15 protein-coding genes are annotated in these 18,743 nt (G+C 56.6%); 6 read left to right on the top strand and 9 right to left on the bottom strand.

Going from position 1 to position 18,743, the window contains the following annotated elements; all coding sequences use genetic code 11:
• Positions 1-60: 60 nt before the first annotated feature.
• The 9 genes from tssH to tssA all read right to left on the bottom strand — a co-directional run bounded on the left by tssH (position 61) and on the right by tssA (position 10,801).
• Positions 61-2,745 carry a type VI secretion system ATPase TssH gene (gene tssH / locus ACEPPP_RS15315; RefSeq protein ID WP_374088123.1) on the bottom strand — a complete coding sequence of 895 codons (2,685 nt, stop codon included), beginning with the start codon at positions 2,743-2,745 and terminating at the stop codon, positions 61-63.
• Between the two features lie 39 nt (positions 2,746-2,784).
• Positions 2,785-3,849 carry a type VI secretion system baseplate subunit TssG gene (gene tssG, locus ACEPPP_RS15310; protein ID WP_374088122.1) on the bottom strand — a complete coding sequence of 355 codons (1,065 nt, stop codon included), beginning with the start codon at positions 3,847-3,849 and terminating at the stop codon, positions 2,785-2,787.
• Positions 3,813-5,702 (bottom strand): type VI secretion system baseplate subunit TssF, encoded by a 1,890-nt coding sequence (gene tssF / locus ACEPPP_RS15305; RefSeq protein WP_374088121.1) that lies wholly within the window; start codon positions 5,700-5,702, stop codon positions 3,813-3,815. The genes tssG and tssF overlap by 37 nt, the downstream gene beginning before the upstream one ends.
• A 3-nt stretch (positions 5,703-5,705) precedes the next feature.
• Entirely contained in the window at positions 5,706-6,209 is a 504-nt protein-coding gene (gene tssE, locus ACEPPP_RS15300) for a type VI secretion system baseplate subunit TssE (RefSeq protein WP_374088120.1), read from the bottom strand.
• Positions 6,210-6,215: 6 nt separating this feature from the next.
• The gene (locus tag ACEPPP_RS15295) at positions 6,216-7,013 is read right to left on the bottom strand and encodes a type VI secretion system accessory protein TagJ (protein WP_374088118.1); all 798 of its coding nucleotides are present in this window, start codon (positions 7,011-7,013) and stop codon (positions 6,216-6,218) included.
• A gap of 115 nt (positions 7,014-7,128) precedes the next feature.
• Positions 7,129-7,611, bottom strand: a complete 483-nt coding sequence (locus tag ACEPPP_RS15290; RefSeq protein ID WP_374088116.1) for an Hcp family type VI secretion system effector — start codon at positions 7,609-7,611, stop codon at positions 7,129-7,131.
• 97 nt (positions 7,612-7,708) lie between these two features.
• Positions 7,709-9,199 (bottom strand): type VI secretion system contractile sheath large subunit, encoded by a 1,491-nt coding sequence (gene tssC / locus ACEPPP_RS15285; protein ID WP_374088114.1) that lies wholly within the window; start codon positions 9,197-9,199, stop codon positions 7,709-7,711.
• A 2-nt stretch (positions 9,200-9,201) separates the two neighbouring features.
• Positions 9,202-9,729 (bottom strand): type VI secretion system contractile sheath small subunit, encoded by a 528-nt coding sequence (gene tssB, locus ACEPPP_RS15280; protein WP_374088112.1) that lies wholly within the window; start codon positions 9,727-9,729, stop codon positions 9,202-9,204.
• 34 nt (positions 9,730-9,763) lie between these two features.
• Positions 9,764-10,801 (bottom strand): type VI secretion system protein TssA, encoded by a 1,038-nt coding sequence (tssA, locus tag ACEPPP_RS15275; RefSeq protein WP_374088110.1) that lies wholly within the window; start codon positions 10,799-10,801, stop codon positions 9,764-9,766.
• A gap of 591 nt (positions 10,802-11,392) precedes the next feature.
• Here tssA and ACEPPP_RS15270 point away from each other — a divergent pair.
• The 6 genes from ACEPPP_RS15270 (at position 11,393) to ACEPPP_RS15245 (ending at position 18,435) form a co-directional block, all read left to right on the top strand.
• On the top strand, positions 11,393-12,937 hold the full coding sequence (locus ACEPPP_RS15270) for a DNRLRE domain-containing protein (protein WP_374088108.1): 1,545 nt from the start codon (positions 11,393-11,395) through the stop codon (positions 12,935-12,937).
• A gap of 222 nt (positions 12,938-13,159) precedes the next feature.
• Positions 13,160-14,332, top strand: a complete 1,173-nt coding sequence (locus ACEPPP_RS15265; protein WP_374088106.1) for a DNRLRE domain-containing protein — start codon at positions 13,160-13,162, stop codon at positions 14,330-14,332.
• Positions 14,333-14,617: 285 nt separating this feature from the next.
• On the top strand, positions 14,618-16,459 hold the full coding sequence (gene uvrC, locus ACEPPP_RS15260; protein ID WP_374088104.1) for an excinuclease ABC subunit UvrC: 1,842 nt from the start codon (positions 14,618-14,620) through the stop codon (positions 16,457-16,459).
• Positions 16,449-17,012: a CDP-diacylglycerol--glycerol-3-phosphate 3-phosphatidyltransferase gene (gene pgsA / locus ACEPPP_RS15255; RefSeq protein ID WP_374088102.1), complete on the top strand. Its 564-nt coding sequence runs from the start codon at positions 16,449-16,451 to the stop codon at positions 17,010-17,012. Before uvrC ends, pgsA begins: the two co-directional genes overlap by 11 nt.
• 85 nt (positions 17,013-17,097) lie before the next feature.
• On the top strand, positions 17,098-17,697 hold the full coding sequence (locus ACEPPP_RS15250) for a TetR/AcrR family transcriptional regulator (protein ID WP_374088096.1): 600 nt from the start codon (positions 17,098-17,100) through the stop codon (positions 17,695-17,697).
• 33 nt (positions 17,698-17,730) lie between these two features.
• Positions 17,731-18,435, top strand: a complete 705-nt coding sequence (locus ACEPPP_RS15245) for a TIGR00266 family protein (RefSeq protein WP_374088094.1) — start codon at positions 17,731-17,733, stop codon at positions 18,433-18,435.
• The last annotated feature ends 308 nt before the right edge of the window (positions 18,436-18,743 follow it).

The raw sequence follows: 18,743 nt of genomic DNA, 5'->3' as shown, positions 1-18,743 counted from the left end.
CCGACTTAGCTTTAAAGATTGAGCAAACGATGAAGCTGTTTGCATTCCACCCTTACGAACTTATTCAAACCCATACCCAAAATCTCCATCCTGCACACTCACATGCACCCGCTCGATCGGCTTGCCTTCCATCATCCGCGTTAAAAACTCCTCGCTGATCCGCGGCAACACGGTATTGGTCAGGATCGCGTCTATCATTCGGCCTCCGCTTTCCAGCTCGGTACAGCGGCTCGCGATCAGCTTGATCACCTCGTCGTCATACGTAAACGGCACCTTGTGGCTTTCGGCGATGCGTTTCTTGATGCGTCCGAGTTGCAGGCGGGCGATCGCGCCGATCATTTCGTCGCTGAGCGGATAATACGGAATCACGACCAGACGGCCGAGCAAAGCCGGCGGGAACACTTTCAGCAGCGGTTCGCGCAGCGCCTTCGAAATGCCTTCCGGGTCCGGCATCAGTTCCGGATCGCTGCAGAGGCCGGCGATCAGGTCGGTGCCGGCGTTGGTGGTCAACAGGATCAGGGTGTTCTTGAAGTCGATCACGCGGCCTTCGCCGTCTTCCATCCAGCCTTTGTCGAACACCTGGAAGAAGATTTCGTGCACGTCCGGATGCGCTTTTTCGACCTCGTCGAGCAACACCACGCTGTACGGACGCCGGCGCACCGCCTCGGTCAACACACCGCCCTCGCCGTAGCCGACATAACCCGGAGGCGCGCCTTTCAGGGTCGAGACGGTATGCGCTTCCTGATATTCGCTCATGTTGATCGTGATCACGTTCTGCTCGCCGCCGTAGAGCGTTTCGGCCAGCGCTAGCGCGGTTTCGGTCTTGCCGACGCCGGAGGTGCCGGCCAGCATGAATACGCCGATCGGCTTGTTCGGATTGTCGAGGCCGGCGCGCGAGGTCTGGATGCGCTTGGCGATCATTTCGAGCGCATGGCGCTGGCCGATGATGCGCTGTTCGAGCAGGTCCGGCAGCTTCAATACCGTTTCGATCTCGTTCTTGACCATGCGGCCGACCGGGATGCCGGTCCAGTCCTGCACGACCGCGCCGACCGCCTGCTGATCGACGGTGGGCAGAATCAATGGCGATTCGCCCTGCTGTGCATGCAGTTGCGTTTGTAGATCTTTCAATTCGGCCAGCAGCGCTTCGCGGTCGCCGGCTGCCTCGGCCGGGGCTTCCGCGGCATTATCGACCGCGTGGCCGGCGCTGCGCAGCTTCGCGCGCAGTTCGAGGATCTTGCCGACCAATTCTTTCTCCGCGTTCCAGCGCGCTTCGAGTTCAGCAAGACGGGTTTTCTCGGCTTCCAGTTTTTCGTTGGCCAGCTGTTCGCGCGCCGACACTTCGACGCCGACCGTTTTCTCGCGGCCGATGATCTCCAGCTCGGTATCCAGAGCTTCGATGCGTTTCCGGCAGTCGTCCACTTCGGCCGGCACCGCATGCTGGCTGATACCGACCCGCGCGCAGGCTGTGTCGAGCAGGCTGACCGCCTTGTCCGGCAATTGCCGGGCCGGAATGTAGCGGTGCGACAGTTTGACCGCCGCTTCGAGCGCCTCGTCGAGCACCAGCACCTGATGATGCTTTTCCTGTACCGACACCACGCCGCGCAGCATCCGGATCGCTTTTTCCTCGCTCGGTTCGATCACCTGCACGACCTGAAAGCGGCGAGTCAATGCCGGGTCTTTTTCGATATGCTTCTTGTATTCGGCCCAGGTGGTCGCCGCAACCGTGCGCAAGGCGCCGCGCGCCAGCGCCGGTTTCAGCAGGTTCGCCGCATCGCCGGTGCCGGCCGCGCCGCCGGCTCCGACCAGGGTATGCGCTTCGTCGATGAATAGGATGATAGGCTTCGGCGAGGATTGCACTTCCTCGATCACCTGACGCAGACGGTTTTCGAATTCGCCCTTCATACTGGCTCCGGCCTGCAGCAAGCCGACGTCCAGGGTGCGCAGCGTCACATCCCTCAGCGACGGCGGCACGTCGCCGGCGACGATCTTCAGCGCGAAGCCTTCGACCACGGCGGTCTTGCCGACGCCGGCCTCGCCGGTCAAAATCGGATTGTTCTGGCGGCGGCGCATCAGAATGTCGATCACTTGGCGGATTTCTTCATCGCGGCCGACGATCGGATCGATTTTGCCGAGCCGCGCCTGTTCGGTCAGATCGACCGTAAATTGTTTCAAGGCTTCCTGCTTACCCATCGCGGCCGGGGCGATCGCGCCGCTGGCTTCGCCGGGCGCCGCGCCGGCCTGGAAGCCGTCGGTCGCAGCCAGGCCGTCTTCCGGTGAGCCGGCGACGATCTTGGCCAATTCCTCGGTCAGCGACTCGGCTTTGATTTTTTCGAACTCGCGGGAGATACCGACCAACTCATTGCGCAGGCCTTTGGTCTTCAGCATGCCGACGACCAAGTGGCCGCTGCGCACCTGGCTTTCGCCGAACATCAGCGTGCCGTACACCCAGCCGCGTTCGACCGAATCCTCGATATGCGGCGAAAAATCCGAAATCGAGGTCGAGCCGCGCGGCAAGCGGTCCAGCGCATTGGTCACGTCGCGGGCGAGCACCGAGGCATCGAGACTGTAATGCTTGATCACCCGGTGCAGATCCGAATCGGGCAGTTGCAGGAGCTGGCTCAGCCAGTGCACCATCTCAACATAGGGGTTGCCTCTGAGTTTGCAAAACACCGTCGCGCCCTCGACGGCCTTGTAGCAAACCCGGTTTAATTTTCCAAACAGCTTTACTCGGCTAATTTCTGCCATGGTTCGTTCCCGTTTATGATTGGTTTTTTGGTTTGTTCATCAAGCCGCGCCCGGTTTGACGAACGGATCGAGCATCAAGTCATCGGCATCGCCCCGGCCCGTCCGCGGCCCGAGCCACATGCTCCAGCCCAACTGGGCTGCGCCGTTCATGCAGGAGGCATGCGCTTGCTTCGGCTGTCCGAGCGACAGTTCCTGCGGCACCTGATCCTGTTGCAGAATCAGGTTCACATCCCAAACGAATTCATCGCCGACATAATTGCGCACGATCGCGGTCAATTCCGCCAACGCGTCGGCGCCCGGCAAGAGCGCCAGATACTGACGCAGCGGCAACGGCCCCAGGATCAATCGGAATTTGTGCTGACAGCCCCAGACATAGGCGCCGAGCAAGGCCGATTGACCGAGGGTCGCGACCTGCGGCGAGAAGCCCAGGCGGGTATGCTCGTCTCGTTGAATCTGCATCCATTCGCCGACAAACTCCTCGATTTGCACATTCACCGACAAAATGTCCGCGATGATCGCCTGCAAACCGTCGGGATTTTTGGCGTGCTGGGAGAAGCGTCCGGCATAAAAGCGTTTGGCCCGGTCGGGCAGCGCGTCGCGGCCATGGAAGGCTTTGCCGCCGAGACCCAGCAACGCATCGACATAAAACGGGAAACGGTCGGAGTCGGGCCGGCCGTAGGCCACTTCCGGTCGGGAATCCGCCCAGGCGCGGTAAAACAGGCACAGCATCCGGTGATGAAAGATGTCCGCAAACGCGGCAAAGGTGGGGTCGTGATGGTTTCTGAGCCGATCCCTGGCATATTCGGTCAGATGCAGCGGCAAGGCGCCATGCGGACCGAATAAACCGAAAAAATTCACCGCCAGCCGCGGTGCGCCGCCGCCATCGGCCCCGTAGGAAGACAAGGCGGAGGGCGGAAACTGCAGTTCCGGCACCTGGCCGAGGCGTACCGGATCGTCGGCGGCCTTGAGGCTGGTGCCGAGTTTGGGCTTGTCGGGGTTTTGCGCTTCGAGCAAACGCAGCGCTTCGAAAAAATCGAAACGGTACGCCGCTTGTTCAAGCTCCTCGATCAGAAAATGTGACGTCGTCCGATTCTCGCCGGCCATCTGGCCACCTCGCCGCGGTCGGTTGAATGCACCACGGTTTCGACAAACGAATTGATCGAAACATGGTTCGCAAAGAATTGTTCCAGCACCTTGCCCATCAAGAAATAGCCGCCGCCTTCAAAGGCCGACTCATCGAGCAACAGCGAAACCTCCAGGCCCCGCCCGAAGACGATGGGTCCTTTCGTGTCGATGCGCCTGACCACGTTTTTCGCGTTGACCGACACCACGCCTTCGATCTGTTTTCTTTTCGCCGGATCGCGCTGATCGGCGTAAAGGCTCAATAATTCGCGCAACGCGACCGCGCCCTGTTTGGCGTCGGTATCGATCAGCGACAGATAGTTCAGTGACAGATGGCTGATCAAGCGCCAGACGCTATCGCCTTCGTAAGCGGCGGGCAACGGCCGGGTCGGCCCCGCGATGCAACGGATCGCTTGCACCGGCGCGCTGATTTGTAGAAAAAAATCGGTGTCGCCGATGCCGACCGGCATGACCAAGGGCAAATCGCGATTCGTGCACAGCGTCTCCAGGCCCAGCATCGTAATCTCCGGTGAAAACGGCGCCTGCGCCGCATCGACCAGGGACACGAACAATTCGCTGCCGATGTAGCTGGAACGGATGCCTTCGCGGCGTTGCTTCGAAGACAATACCCGTTTCCTTCGGTTCAGTGTATAAAAAGCCTTTTCCGACTGGCTTTGATAAGCGCTGCGCGAGCCGTAAAATGGCAGAAAAGCTTGCTCGCTGTATTGCTGGTTACCGTAACCGGCGACTTGCTCGACGCTGAAGATTTCATAATCCATCGGCCGGGTGCGGTCCACCACGACATGGTATTCGGACTGGCGCGGATCGACGTGGATACGGTCGGTGCGTTTCGGGAATAGGTTGATCGCCGGCACGCAAAACAGCGCCAGATTGGATTTATCCAGCGCATGAATCAGGTTCGCGTCGCTGCGGTCCAGCAGCACGAAAAGTTCCAGCTCATTGCCTTCGCATTGTCTTACCAGGGGTTCCAAACCGGACAATTCGACAAACAAATAGCGCTCGGGAAAAGCAAAATATTCCTGCAGCATCCGGTAACCGTCGAACGAACGCGGCGTGTTGCGCAGCATCGCTTCGTCCTCCCTGAACCCCAAGCCGCGCGCGAGTCCCGCGCCGCTCGTGTAGGCCACCTGCGCAGAGCCGTTTTGCTGAAACTTGCAGGCGATTGCCTGGGTGTTGGCCAAAAACTGCTCATACAAGCGGTAAGGAATGCCGCCGGTGCCGCGCAAAAACAGCGAGAGCTTGTCCAGCGCCATTTTATTGAAGCGCACGTCGGCGGTACTGCGCAGCACGATACGGATCGCGGCCTTGACATTGGCCAGGTGTTTGGCCGAAGACAGGCCGCTGGCGGAAACCGCGGCCAGCGTCGGCAGGTATTCGACCTGTTGCACTTCCAGCGGAAACAATTGCAGCGGATGCGCGGTTTGATATTCGCAGGCGGTCTGCTCGCCTTTGCCGATCTGGCTGCGCAGGGTCGTCCCCTTGGGGATCGGAAAGCCTTCCGCCAGACCCGACTCGGCCAGATCGGGCTTGAATTCGACTACGGTCATCGACGGCGTCGTTGCCAGGTAATGCGGGTAAACGATCTCCAAGAGGTTCTGGGTAAAAGTCGGAAACTCCGAATCGATCTTGAGTTGCACGCGCGCGGCCATGAACGCGAAGCCTTCGAAAAGACGCTCCACATAGGGGTCGGCACACTCGAACGTATCCAGACCCAAGCGCGCGGCGATTTTCGGATATTCGGCCGCGAATTCGGCGCCGATTTCACGGACATGCTGCAATTCGCGGTTGTAGTAATTCAACAAGCGGGGATCCATGCCCTAACCTCCCAGATCCTTGACCGTCACTTCTCCCGTCTCCAGGTCGAAGCTGCTGCGGATGAACAAATGCGTCGGCAACGGCTGCGCCCATAACTCGCCTTCTATCGTGAAAAATACCGCTTGTTGATTCATTTTGCCTTCATCGGACACCAATTTGACCGTCAGCGAATGGGCAAGGATTCTCGGCTCGAAATCGAGTATCGCTTGTTTGATCTTGCGCTCGATTTTAACCGTATCCATGCTGCTGACCGACGTGCCGGAGGAGAGCGGCGTGCCATAGTTGATCACCGAATGCTCGACAAAAGGATAGGCCGCCAGATCGACCATGGTATCGAGAGAGGAAGCGCTTAACAGCCAAGCCAAATCGCGCAGAACGCTTTGCCGCAACTGACGTATCGACAAGATCCGTTGTTCCCGGCTCTCGATCGATTTGTCGGGCGTGTCGTCGGTCAACCGGTCCAACAAAGACGGCTGCAAACGCTCTTGATGGGTCAATTCGGCCATGCTGCTTTAATTGTCCGAAGGGTTGAAAACCAGCTCGCGGATTTCAAAAAGCGCATAATCGCGATTGTCCGTAGTCAAGACTTTTTGACCGAGACCGAAAGCATGGCCTGGAGACGGCTCTAGCCATTCGGTTTTGCGTGCCAAGCGGATCGCGGGGTCTGCCGACGTTTCCGACCCAGGGTAACGTGCCGGGATGAAAGCAACGGCAGCACCGCCGTTTATCCATGTCACTTGCGCCGGCAACCAAACCAAGTCGCGCAAATCCACCGGCGTTTCGAGCACCAACTTTTGGATTGCCGTGCTTGGCACCCAATAATACTTGCCGTTCACGATCAATTCCAGAACCGGACCCAAGCGGGTGTCGGTGTCGGCCAACCAGGTAAAAGGTTCGCCGTTGATCGTGCCGCCGACCGTCGGCGCCAGTTCATAGGCCTGATCCCTGACCTGCAACGCCTCTTCATACTTGCCCGCCGCCGTCAGCTGCAAGGACTCCAGCAACAGCGCCTGCCATTGTTGCGGCTGGCCGAACATGATCGGCGTCGTTTGCGCCTTGAACACCTTCTCCCGCAGCAGCTCGCAGCGTATCGTTTCGCGATAGGTCTGCACCATCGGCAAATTGGCCGCGTCAAGCTCTCCTGACACGTTCAGCTGGTTCAATGCCCGCTCCCAATTACCAATGACCGCCAGCAACTGAAAGAGAAAAACCCGGTGTTTCGGATTGGCGGAATCTTTTCTGATCTGGTCCTGTAATTGTTTCAGCGATTCATCCAAATCGCCCATTTGCAAACTTGACTCAGCGCTCACGTCGATTGTCCTTAAATGGCAGCAATATCCCCCGACTAAACGGGGGCTTTAGTTTATAAGCCGCAAGTGCGCTCGCCCAAAGGGCGCACTTGCGGCAATACAGCCCACGAAAAAATCACTCGTTGACGTTCGCTGCAATGTCCCACACTTGGGTTAAGGTCTTGTCCGCCGAACCGTCCGCTTTTTGCGGCGTGTATTTGAATGTGACTTTGGCAAAATTCAAACTTATGTTTTCGGTCAAACGATCTTCTCCGCCGGAACCGCCAGTAGATAGACTGTTAATCAACACTTCCTCCATTTCGATAATAATATATTCAAGCGGAGTAGTCCCTGCTTTCCTGACGGTCAACGTCGCTTTTGTGAAATGTTTACCGGCACAACACGCCGCAAACAACTCGGTACTTGCCTTGTCGACATATTTGGTAACGGACAGATCCTGTATGTTGACCTTGCCGGCACCGGCACCGCCGCCCAAATGGGCCGTGCCTGAATTAGAAGCGCCCCAACTCCACGCCAATACATCTATCTCTTTACCATGTGTTTTATCCCTGGACTCGCCTTCAATAGTCTCGATCTTTAAAAACATGTCTACAGCCATTGTCGATCTCCTACTTAAAATTAAAATGTGGTTAAAAAATACTCCGGATAATAAGCCCTTCCACCATCAGACCCCGGACAATCCAAGGTTGAAAAAACTATACGCCCTTGGCCGAAGGCAACTTTGAGACCAGGCGCAACGAAACGGTCAAACCCTCGAGCTGGTAGTGAGGCCTTAAAAAGAACTGCGAACGGTAATAGCCGGGATTGCCTTCTACTTCCTCTACGCGAACTTCTGCGTCCGCCAGCGGTTTCATAGCCTTAGTGGTCTCGCTGGAAGTCGCCGGGTTGCCGTCGACGTATTGCATTATCCAATTATTCAGCCAGCGCTGCATGTCGTCTTTTTCCTTGAACGATCCTACCTTGTCGCGGACTATGCATTTGAGGTAATGCGCAAAGCGGCAGGTCGCAAACAGATACGGCAAACGCGCCGCCAGATTTGCGTTCGCGGTCGCGTCCGGATCTTCGTATTCGGCCGGCTTTTGCAGCGATTGCGCGCCGATGAACGCCGCAAAATCGGTGTTTTTCTTGTGGATCAGCGGCATGAATCCGCTCTTGGCGAGTTCGGCCTCGCGCCGATCGGTAATCGCGATTTCGGTCGGACATTTCATGTCGACGCCGCCGTCATCGGTCGGGAACGCATGCACCGGCAGGCCTTCGACCGCGCCGCCCGACTCGATGCCGCGAATCCGCGAGCACCAGCCGTACAGCTTGAACGAGCGATTGATGTTGACCGCCATCGCATAAGCCGCATTGGACCAGGTATATTTGCTGCTGTCCGCGCCGGCCGTATCCTCTTCGAAATCGAACTCCTCGACCGGATCGGTTTTCGCGCCATACGGCAAACGGCTCAGAAAACGCGGCATCGCCAAACCGAGATAACGGGCATCATCGGATTCGCGCAAGGAACGCCACGCCGCGTATTCCGGTGTGCTGAAGATTTTCGTTAAGTCGCGCGGGTTCGCCAGTTCCGACCAGCTCTGCATTTGCATGACGGTCGGCGCCGCGCCGCTAATGAACGGCGTATGCGAAGCCGCACTGACCTTCGCCATTTCACCGAGCAACTCGACGTCCTGCGGACTGTGGTCGAAATGATAATCGCCGACCAGACAACCGAAGGGCTCGCCGCCGAATGTGCCATATTCTTCTTCGTAAAGTTTTTTGAATAACGGACTTTGATCCCAGGCAGTGCCCTTGAATTTTTTCAGCGTTTTGCCCAACTCATTCTTGTTGATGTTGAAAACGCGAATCTTCAACATTTCGTCGGTTTCGGTGTTATTGACCAGATAATGCAAGCCGCGCCACGCGCTTTCCAGCTTTTGGAAATCGGGATGATGCATGATCAGATTCAGTTGTTCCGAGATCTTTTGATCCAAACCGGCAATGATCGACTGAATACTGGCGAAGACATCATCGGAGATTTTGGTCACGTCCTGCAGCGCATATTGCGCCAGCGTGCTGACCGCCGTATTGACTTGGTTGGCCGCCTCGGTGCCGGGCTTGAATTCCTTGGACAGCAGAGCCGAAAACTCGTCGAGCTCCAAAGTACCCGCCGCGCCTTGTTGACTTTGACTTTCTAATTCCGCCATGATCAGCCCTCGCTGCTTTCTGAATTACTCTTGGACTCGGCCGGTTTCGCCGACGCCACCAGCGACTGTAACAAAGCCGGATCGTTGATCAATTTACCGATCAATTCTTCCGCGCCGGTTTTGCCGTCCATATAGGTGATTAAATTCGCCAGTTGCTGTCTGGCTTCGAGCACCTTGTCCAATCCGGCGACTTTCTTGACGACCGCGGCCGGCGAAAAATCGTCCATGCTTTCAAAGGTAATGTCGACGCTCAGATTGCCTTCGCCGGTCAGGGTATTCGCTACCGGAAAAGCCACCCGCGGCTTCATCGATTTGAGCCTGTCGTCGAAATTATCGACGTCGATTTCGAGCAATTTACGATCGGCGACTGCCGGCAAGGGTTCGGATGGCTTGCCGGACAAATCAGCCAGCACCCCCATCACGAAAGGGAGCTGCACTTTCTTCTGCGAACCGTACACCTCGACGTCGTATTCAATCTGCACACGCGGCGCGCGGTTTCTTTGGATAAACTTTTGACTGCTTTCGGCCATACCCTACCCTCCACTTCTGTTTGATAAAAAATAATTATTCATTCGCTTCCGGCCCCTTGATCAGGCCCATTTGGGAAACCGCATCCGGCAATAAATTCTGCAGGATTTCCATAAAGTCCGCCGTCACCAGATGCTTTGCGCGATGCAATAGTATGGGCACCGGGCTCGAAGGCTCGGATTCCGCATAATATTTGCAAATCAGATCCAAAGCTTTCAGTACATCCTGCCGTGAATTGATGCCACCGACTCCGGCGGCTTGTTTACGCGGCGCGGCGCCTTCCTGAGCCGCTTGCTCATCGGTTGGCTCTTCCTCGCCGGACGTTTCTTCCGCGGTCAGCGCGCCAATCGTCGAATAGTGGTCGTAAGCATAGCGCATGTCTTTCAAGGACGCGGCCAGGCCCGACAAGTCCGCACCGTTGCCGACCCCCACCTTGCCATTCACAAAGGACTGGATTTGCGAGACCAAGTCCGCGCTGTCGTTGATTGCCTGATACATGGACTTGAGCATTTCGGGGGACAAATCCAGGAAAGCGGCTTTGATCACGCTCAAATCGGGCTTTTCTTCTCCCTCAGGCGGACTGATCTTGTCGGTGGCGATCTGAATATCGCGCAGGCTATAGCGGCCGACCGCTTTTGAATCCACCAACGGCGCCAGATTCAAGGGCTTGAGAACGGAATCGAAATTGCTCAATTCTTCGAGGATGTTGATGCGCGCGGTCGGATCGAGATTGTCGTCCGGGTCCAGCACGGGGTGAATGTCGTCCCAATATTTCTCCAGCAAACCCCGCAATAACGCCAGGCCGTCCCGGAAGCCCGGCACGCCTTCAAGCGGAATCAGCGCTCTTGCCAGATAAACGGCGACTTGTAGGTCTTTGCTCCGCTGCAAGATTGCCAGCGCGGCTTTTTGAATGTCGCGCCAGTTCGGCGGCTGCGCCTTTTCGCCGGTGATCGGATCTTCCGGTTTACCCTGGATAGCCTTGGCTAACTCCATGTATGCAGGGTCATACTCCAAATAATCCCCGCAAGGATTGTCCGGTGAAACCTCTTTCAGTAACTCTTCCAATTCAGCCATAAATCGCCTGTGCAGTTCATTAAGACGGTAAAGCGCCCTCAATAGTAATCGAGTCCATTCTCAATTAAAAGGAAAAAATTTAGGCTGCATAACCACCGAAGACTAGCTCCTTACGGCCCGATAAAAATCAAACCATCCCCTCATCCGCAACGCCTCTCTTTTTCAAGCCCGGACATCGAATTAAGCAGGAGACAATACTAGTATGTTAGGCTCAGAGAGCCGGCTAGTAAAAATAGATATTCAACTAACCGGCCCAGGTTAAATACTAAAGTTGCCAAGAGTCAGCGCAGGACTAACATCGAAAAACCGTTTAGCAAGGGCAGCCAGTTAATGTGTTCTTATGGAAATCTTCAGGCTGGGAAAAGCTTCTCACTGTAAAGTGGGAAAAACCGCAGCAGTTTTTCCGTTGGCCGACAGGACCGGCTTGTTCCACCTTGCTTACAGGACACTGCCGGCGCAAGAGATACGTAGGCGAAAACGCATCTTCCGCGCCAGAGTGATTGGCGTGATTTATCTTGGCAGGCTTTAGCCATTTTTGACGATTGAGTTACCCAGTTTTTTCATCAATCTTTAATGAATTGCGAGTTCATCATGAAAAAAAATAAAAAACCACACGGTGCGAAGCATAGTACAAAATACCAAAGCGTCAAATCACTGACCCTCGTCGGTTCGCTGGCCGCGGCAGCGGCTTCCCCGATGGCATGGGCCGATTCGACGCTGCTGGACGACGCCTATGTGCAGATCGGCACTAGCCAAAACGCAAATTTCGGCACAAAAAGTACGGTTGCGGTAACCGCGGGCAAAACCACCCGCCGCGGCTTTCTCAAATTTAGACAGGATACGTTTGATCCGCCCGCGACCCAGGACGCAGTTACCAAGGCCACACTGAAGGTGTTCGTGTCGTTCGTCAAGAATGGCTCCGCGGGTGTCGTAAGAGTGCATCCGATCGACCTGAATCCCAACAATACCTTCAATGAAGCGACGATTACCGGCAATTCGGCGCCCGCTTTCGCTCCTGTTTCGATCAGTGATAGCGCTACGGTCAATATCCAGTATCTCAATAAATGGTTGGAGTTTGACGTCACCGAATATGTTAAGGCCAATGCCGGTAATAGCGAGCTCGCGTTTGCCCTGGTTGGCGACGGCACACTGAATATCAAATTCGATAGTAAAGAAAGTAAAACCACAGGCCATGCCGCGGTGTTGGACATCGTTTATGCAACGAACGGCTCAGATAACGGAGGCGCTGTTGGGGCAACGGGGGCAACGGGAGCTACCGGACCAACCGGTCCTGCTGGCACCGGCGCAGGTACGACAGGCCCTAAAGGGGATACCGGGGCCACCGGGCCAACCGGCCCCATCGGACCAACCGGCCCTGCTGGCACCGGCGCCGGTGCGACAGGCGCAACAGGCCCTGCTGGCTCTGCCGGCGCAACCGGCCCTGCCGGCGCAACCGGCCCTGCCGGCGCAACCGGCCCTGCCGGCGCAACCGGTCCTGCTGGCGCAACCGGTCCTGCTGGCGCAACCGGCCCTGCCGGTGCTACTGGTGCCGCCGGTGCAACTGGCGCGACCGGCCCTGCGGGCGCCACTGGTGCTCCGGGCGCCACCGGCGCACCGGGAGCTCCAGGCGCCACTGGCGCACCAGGAGCTCCAGGCGCCACTGGCGCTCCGGGAGCTCCAGGCGCCACTGGCGCACCGGGAGCCCCAGGCGCTACTGGAGCACCGGGTATCAATGGTACAAATGGCACCAATGGCGCTCCAGGTGCCACGGGAGCGACCGGTGCCACTGGCGCGCAAGGCGCTACAGGAGCAACCGGCCCAGGTCTGGCGAAAACTGTGGTCAGAGCAACCTCCCAGGAGTTTTCTTTGGGTGGAGTTCTCAGCACTCTGTTGACAACGCCATTGCTCGTCGCCGAATGCCAACCCGGCGAAAAGGTTGTCGGCGGGGGCGCCGTGGTGCCGAACGCATTGCTGGGCCTGGCGCTTCCGACCGCCACGGGACCAGTCGCCGGCAACGCGCTGATCACCACAACCGGCGTCGAACCTACCGGCTGGGGCGCACAATTCAGCGTACTCAATGCCTTGGTGGGCATCACCGGATCCTATACCGTTACCGTCGTTTGCGCTCAACCGTAATGACGGAGCAGTCAATGCAACTCGGTTAAGATCCATGATCCACAACAACTAACCGAAAGACCGATGACCCCGCCCGGCTTCTCGCCGAGCGGGGTTTTTTATATTAAATAACTCAAGGCGTTATGCAACATAATTAACAGCCCATCCTGGGTTGCCTTATATGCTAACTCCGAGCCCGAGATTTTTTTGCGATCAGCTGTACACCGGAGTTAACTCCCGGTTTTGCTCAATCCTTGGAAAAATTACGAGATCATTATGAAAAACACCAATAAACCCCATCATACCAAACCAAGATACCAAAGCGCCAAAGCACTGCCCGTCATCGGCTCATTGGCCGCGTTGGCGGTTTCGCCGGCCGCGTGGAGTAATCCGACCTTAGTGGCGGATACCTATCTGAAACAGGGCCTATCCAAAAATTACGGCAAGCAAACCGCGATTCTGGTGACGGCTGGCAAAACCAAAACCGATGGTTACCTTAAATTTAATCTGAAAGATTCAACCCCCACCCCCAGCGATGTTTCAAAAGCCGTACTGAAGGTTTTTGTCTCCGGCATTCCGAAGAACCAAAGCGGCATGCTGACCGTTCGCAAGCTGGTCTCAGAGGATACCTGGACAGAAGCAAACCTTACCTCTACGATTACCATTGATGCCAGCAACGATCCTGTTCCGTTGCCGCAAGCCACTGTCAATAATGCCCAATCCGTCAATCAATGGCTGGAATTCGACGTCACCAAATACGTTCGCTCCAGTTTAGGTTTGACTGGGTCTCATTTGGGCACTGCCGACAACACGATCGGCTTTTTGCTGACCGGCAGCTCCGGGTCGTTTAACGCTAAAATCGTGAGCAAAGAAAGCAAGGCTTTGGGCAATGCGGCGGAACTGGACATCGTTTATACGACCGCCGGCATACCCGGCGAAACCGGTCCGACAGGACCGCAAGGCCCAGCTGGAACCCCAGGATCCGCTGGAGGCTCGGCCATAGGCGCTACAGGACCGCAAGGCCCGGCCGGGGCCACTGGCCCTCAAGGCCCTACCGGACCCGCTGGAGGCCCGGCCGGAGCCACGGGCCCTCAAGGCCCCCAAGGTCCTACCGGACCTGCCGGTCTACCCCAAAAGACGGTAGTGAGATCGACTTCCGGAACCGTATCGTTGCTTACCGACACTGTCGTAAGCAAGAATTGCGACCCAGGCGAGTCTGTTGTCGGCGGGGGCGTTTCGGCAGAAAATACGTTGCTGGGACTGACCTTTGCAGTCACTTCCGGACCCACCGCGAATGGAGCGCTGATCAGCAGCGGCATACCGACAGGCTGGGGCGCCAAGTTTGGCACACTCACTAGCCTCTCATCTATATTAGGCGCAAATTACACCGTTAACGTAATCTGCGCGACTAATTAAAACCGTCGCGCCTCTGCCATCAAATGATGGCAGAGACGGATTTAAACGGCAGCATCAAAAACCCCGCCCGGAATTGCCCGTGCGGGGTTTTTTATAGCAAGAAATTAGCGCTTCCGCCACTCGAATCGAGCGTCATTCGACCGATAATTTTGCATCGCTAAATTGCCGCGCGTTAAGATAGCGCCGGTTGCCGGCCGCTGAAACCCATGCAAATTTATCCATGGCGCGCATTCGGCCGCCGTTGTCAAAAAACTATCGCCCTCGTCGATTCGAAATATACCCCCGATGCATCCTGAACAAACTGAAAATGCCTTCGATGCGAAGGATTTCATCAAAAACCTGACCACCCGCCCCGGCGTTTATCAAATGCTCGACGCCCAGGGCGAGATCATTTACATCGGCAAGGCGAAGAATCTGAAGAACCGCGTTGCGACCTATTTCAACAATAAGGCCGCGTCGATCAAACAGCACACGATGGTTTCCAAGGTCGCTTCGATCACCGTAACCGTAACCCATACCGAAGGCGAGGCGCTGCTGCTCGAATCGCAATTGATCAAGCGCCACAAGCCGCGCTACAACATCTGCCTGCGCGACGACAAATCCTATCCTTATATCTATCTGTCCAGCGCCCACGATTTTCCGCAAATCACCTTTCACCGCGGCGCAAAAAAGCGGCCGGGCAAATATTTCGGGCCGTATCCGAGCGTCGGCGCGGTCAGGGAATGCCTGAAACTGCTGCAAAAAATTTTTCCGGTCCGGCAGTGCGAGGATTCGGTGTTTCAAAACCGCACCCGCCCCTGCCTGCAATATCAGATCGAGCGCTGCACCGCACCCTGCGTCGGCCTGATCGACAAACCCGGCTATGCCCAGGATGTCGAAAACACCATCCTGTTCCTCGAAGGCAAGGGCGGCCTGCTGATCGAACAATTGATAACCAAAATGGAACAGGCGGCCGCGGCGCTGCAATTCGAACGCGCCGCGCAATACCGCGACCAGATCGCCAAATTGCGCGCCGTGCTCGAAAAGAATTTCGTGCACGGCGAACGCGGCGACGTCGACATCATCGCCTGCGCGACGAAGGCGAGCATGGCCTGCATCCAGGTGTTTTTCATCCGCGGCGGCCAGCATCTGGGCAATAAACAATTTTTTCCGAAGATGTCCGACGAACACGATCCGGCATCTATCCTGCAGGCGTTCATCGCGCAATATTATCTGGAACGGCCGCCGCCGCATGAATTGATCGTCAGTCATCCGCTCGAAGAAAACGATCTGATCGCCGAGGTACTGGCCAATCAGGCAAAGCATCAGGTCGCGATTTCGGCGAATGTGCGCGGCGAACGGCTCAAATGGCTGCAGATGGCGACCGAGAATGCGGCAACCTCGCTGCAGAACAAACTGGCCGACAAACAGGGCCTTTATGCGCGCTTTATCAGCTTGCAGGAAGAGCTCGGATGCGCCGAATTGCCGAAGCGCCTCGAATGTTTCGACATCAGCCATCATCAGGGCGAGCAGACCGTCGCCTCTTGCGTGGTATTCGACCGCGAAGGCCCGGTCAAATCGGCCTACCGGCGTTTCAATATCGAGGGCATCACGCCGGGAGACGATTATGCGGCGATTCATCAGGCGGTTTCGCGGCGATTCAAGCGCCTGAAACAGGGCGAACACGAAGCGCCGGACATCCTCTTTATCGACGGTGGCAAGGGGCAAGTGCATGAAGCGCAAAAGGCATTGGCGGAATTGGACATAAACAATGTTATGATAGTGGGCGTTTCGAAAGGTCCGGACCGAAAACCGGGCATGGAAAAGCTGATCCTGGTCGATCAAAATCAGCCGCTCGCGGTCAATCCGGGAGCCGGCGGCTTGCTGCTGATTCAGCATATCCGCGACGAGGCGCACCGTTTTGCGATCACCGGGCACCGGCAACGGCTGGGCAAGGTCAAGAAACGCTCGGTGTTGGAATCGATCGAAGGATTGGGGCCGAAACGGCGGCAATTATTATTAAAACAATTCGGGGGGCTGCAAGGCGTGACCCAGGCGGGTGTGGATGCGCTTTCCAGCATAGACGGCATTAGCCGTCAATTGGCGCAACGTATATACGACAGCTTTCATCAAGCAGATGACCATTGAATTCAACATACCGACGAATCTGACCCTGTTGCGAATCGCGCTGATTCCTTTATTGATGGTCGTGTTCTACTTGCCCTGGGCCTATGCGAATATCGCCTGCACCGCGATTTTCATCGCGGCCGGCATTACCGATTGGCTCGACGGCTATCTGGCCCGGAAGATGCAGCAGGAGACGCCGTTCGGCGCCTTTCTGGACCCGGTCGCCGATAAATTGATGGTGGCTTTCGTGCTGGTGCTGATCGTGCAGCAACAGGCCAACCCGTATCTGGCGGTGCCCGCCGCTATCATCATCGGCCGTGAAATCACGATCGCCTCGCTCCGGGAATGGATGGCCGAAATCGGCCAGCGTGCGAAAGTCAAAGTCTCGACGCTCGGCAAATGGAAAACGACCGCGCAGATGGTCGCGATCGGCATGCTGCTCTACCGCGAGGATTTGTTCGGCGTTCCGATCAATGCGATCGGCTATGTCTTGCTGTATATCGCGGCGGTATTGACCTTGTGGTCGATGATCAACTACTTGTGCGCGGCAATCACCGCCATCAAGGAACACTGAATTTTTTAATTCCGGGCTTTGTTTTTGTTCCGGGACACAATCAACCCAAGATACAGCTCATTGAATCGGCTGTGAAAGAATAATAATGGATCAGGAAAAAGAAGATACTCAGACCAAAGCCGACGCGCAGGATGAGATTTTGCTCGCGGCACTGAAGCTGTTCGCCGAAAAAGGTTTTTTCAACACCTCGCTGACCGACATTGCCGATGCGGCCGGCGTCAAGGGAACCAGCGGCATCTACCAGCATTTCAAAAACAAGCAGATGATCGCGGCGGCGCTCTATGCGAACATTTTCGACAGTTTGAACGTGTCGATCGACGATATTCGCCGCAAGAATCAAAAGCCCGCGGAGCAGCTGCGCGGCATCGTCGATTTGTTGTTCAGACTGACCGATGAAGCGCCGCATGTGATGCAATTGCTATTGGTATTGAACATCAACGAGATATTGCCGGAGGAAAAACCGCTGCTCGAAACGCCGCCGTTTGCCAAAATCCTAAAAATCTTCCAGGCCGGCGCGAAAAGCGGAGAAATGCGTAATCTGTCGCCGCAATTGTGCTTCGCCTATTTTTTCGGCATCATCGATCAGACCCTGCGGATGGTGTTGACCGGCGAACTGGACAAGAAAGCCGACACCTACCAGTCGCAAACCTGGCTGGCCGCCTGGAACACGATCGCCAAAAAATGATCCGTCACTGAATCCACCCAGAGGTAAAGCCCCATGGCCCAATTCACCGTCACCGGAGATGTCGATCCCTTTCTGCATGTCAGCCTAGCCGGCGGCGAAAAGATCTATTGCGAAGCGAACGCGATGGTGATGATGGAGGATACCCTGGAACTGAAGGGCAAGATGACCGGCGGACTCGGCGGCGCCTTGATGCGGCGACTGGCCAACGACGAATCGTTTTTTCAACAGCATATCGAGGCGGTACGCGGCGCCGGCGATTGCCTGCTGTCCCCGACCCTGCCCGGCGCGATTCAGGTGCTGGATGTCGGCGAGACCAACTACATGGTCAGCGACGGCGCTTTCGTCGCCGCCGACTACGGCGTCAATCTGAATGTCCGCGCCCAGGGAGTCGGCTCGGCGCTGTTCGGTCAGACCGGAGGCTTTTTCATTTGCGAGGCGTCAGGCCGCGGCAAACTGGCCGTTTCCGGCTTCGGCTCGAGTTTTGTGCTCGATGTCGAACCGGGCAAGGACATGATCATCGACAACGCCCATGTGGTCGCCTGGGATAGCCGCCTGCACCACGAAATCTCGGTCACCACGCGCCAGGGCGGCGGCTTGCTCGGCCAACTGGTCAACAGCGTGACCAGCGGCGAAGGCATGGTGCTCAAGTTCTCCGGCAAGGGCAAGGTCGTGATCTGTTCGCGCAACCGCGAAAACTTTCTCAGCTGGCTGCTGAAAGGCATGCCAGCCAATCGCTAGGGATTTAACTTGTTAAGCCCCGCCAGATTTTTAAACCTGACGGGGCGGTGTCGACTGAAACGACGTTGTTTTTGACCGAGTCCTGAAGACGGCGCGCAACACTGTTTCAGTTTCCTGCCAGACGGCGCTCTAGCCTATGCCCATACAGTCCCTTAAGCATTACCCTTCGTTAATCCCTCCCCCGCAATGTTGCTGTGTTTAACCGGCATGACATCGCTGCTCAACCTTACTCGATGATTTCCCCGGAGAAACGACTGGATGCGAGGGAACACGGATGGGCAGCAGACACTCTTATTTTCTAATTCCAC

It is taken from the genome of Methylomicrobium lacus (assembly GCF_041897535.1).
Classification (GTDB): domain Bacteria; phylum Pseudomonadota; class Gammaproteobacteria; order Methylococcales; family Methylomonadaceae; genus Methylomicrobium; species Methylomicrobium lacus_A.
Note: the sequence above shows the minus strand (reverse complement) of the source record. Positions and strands in the feature narration are given on the sequence as shown.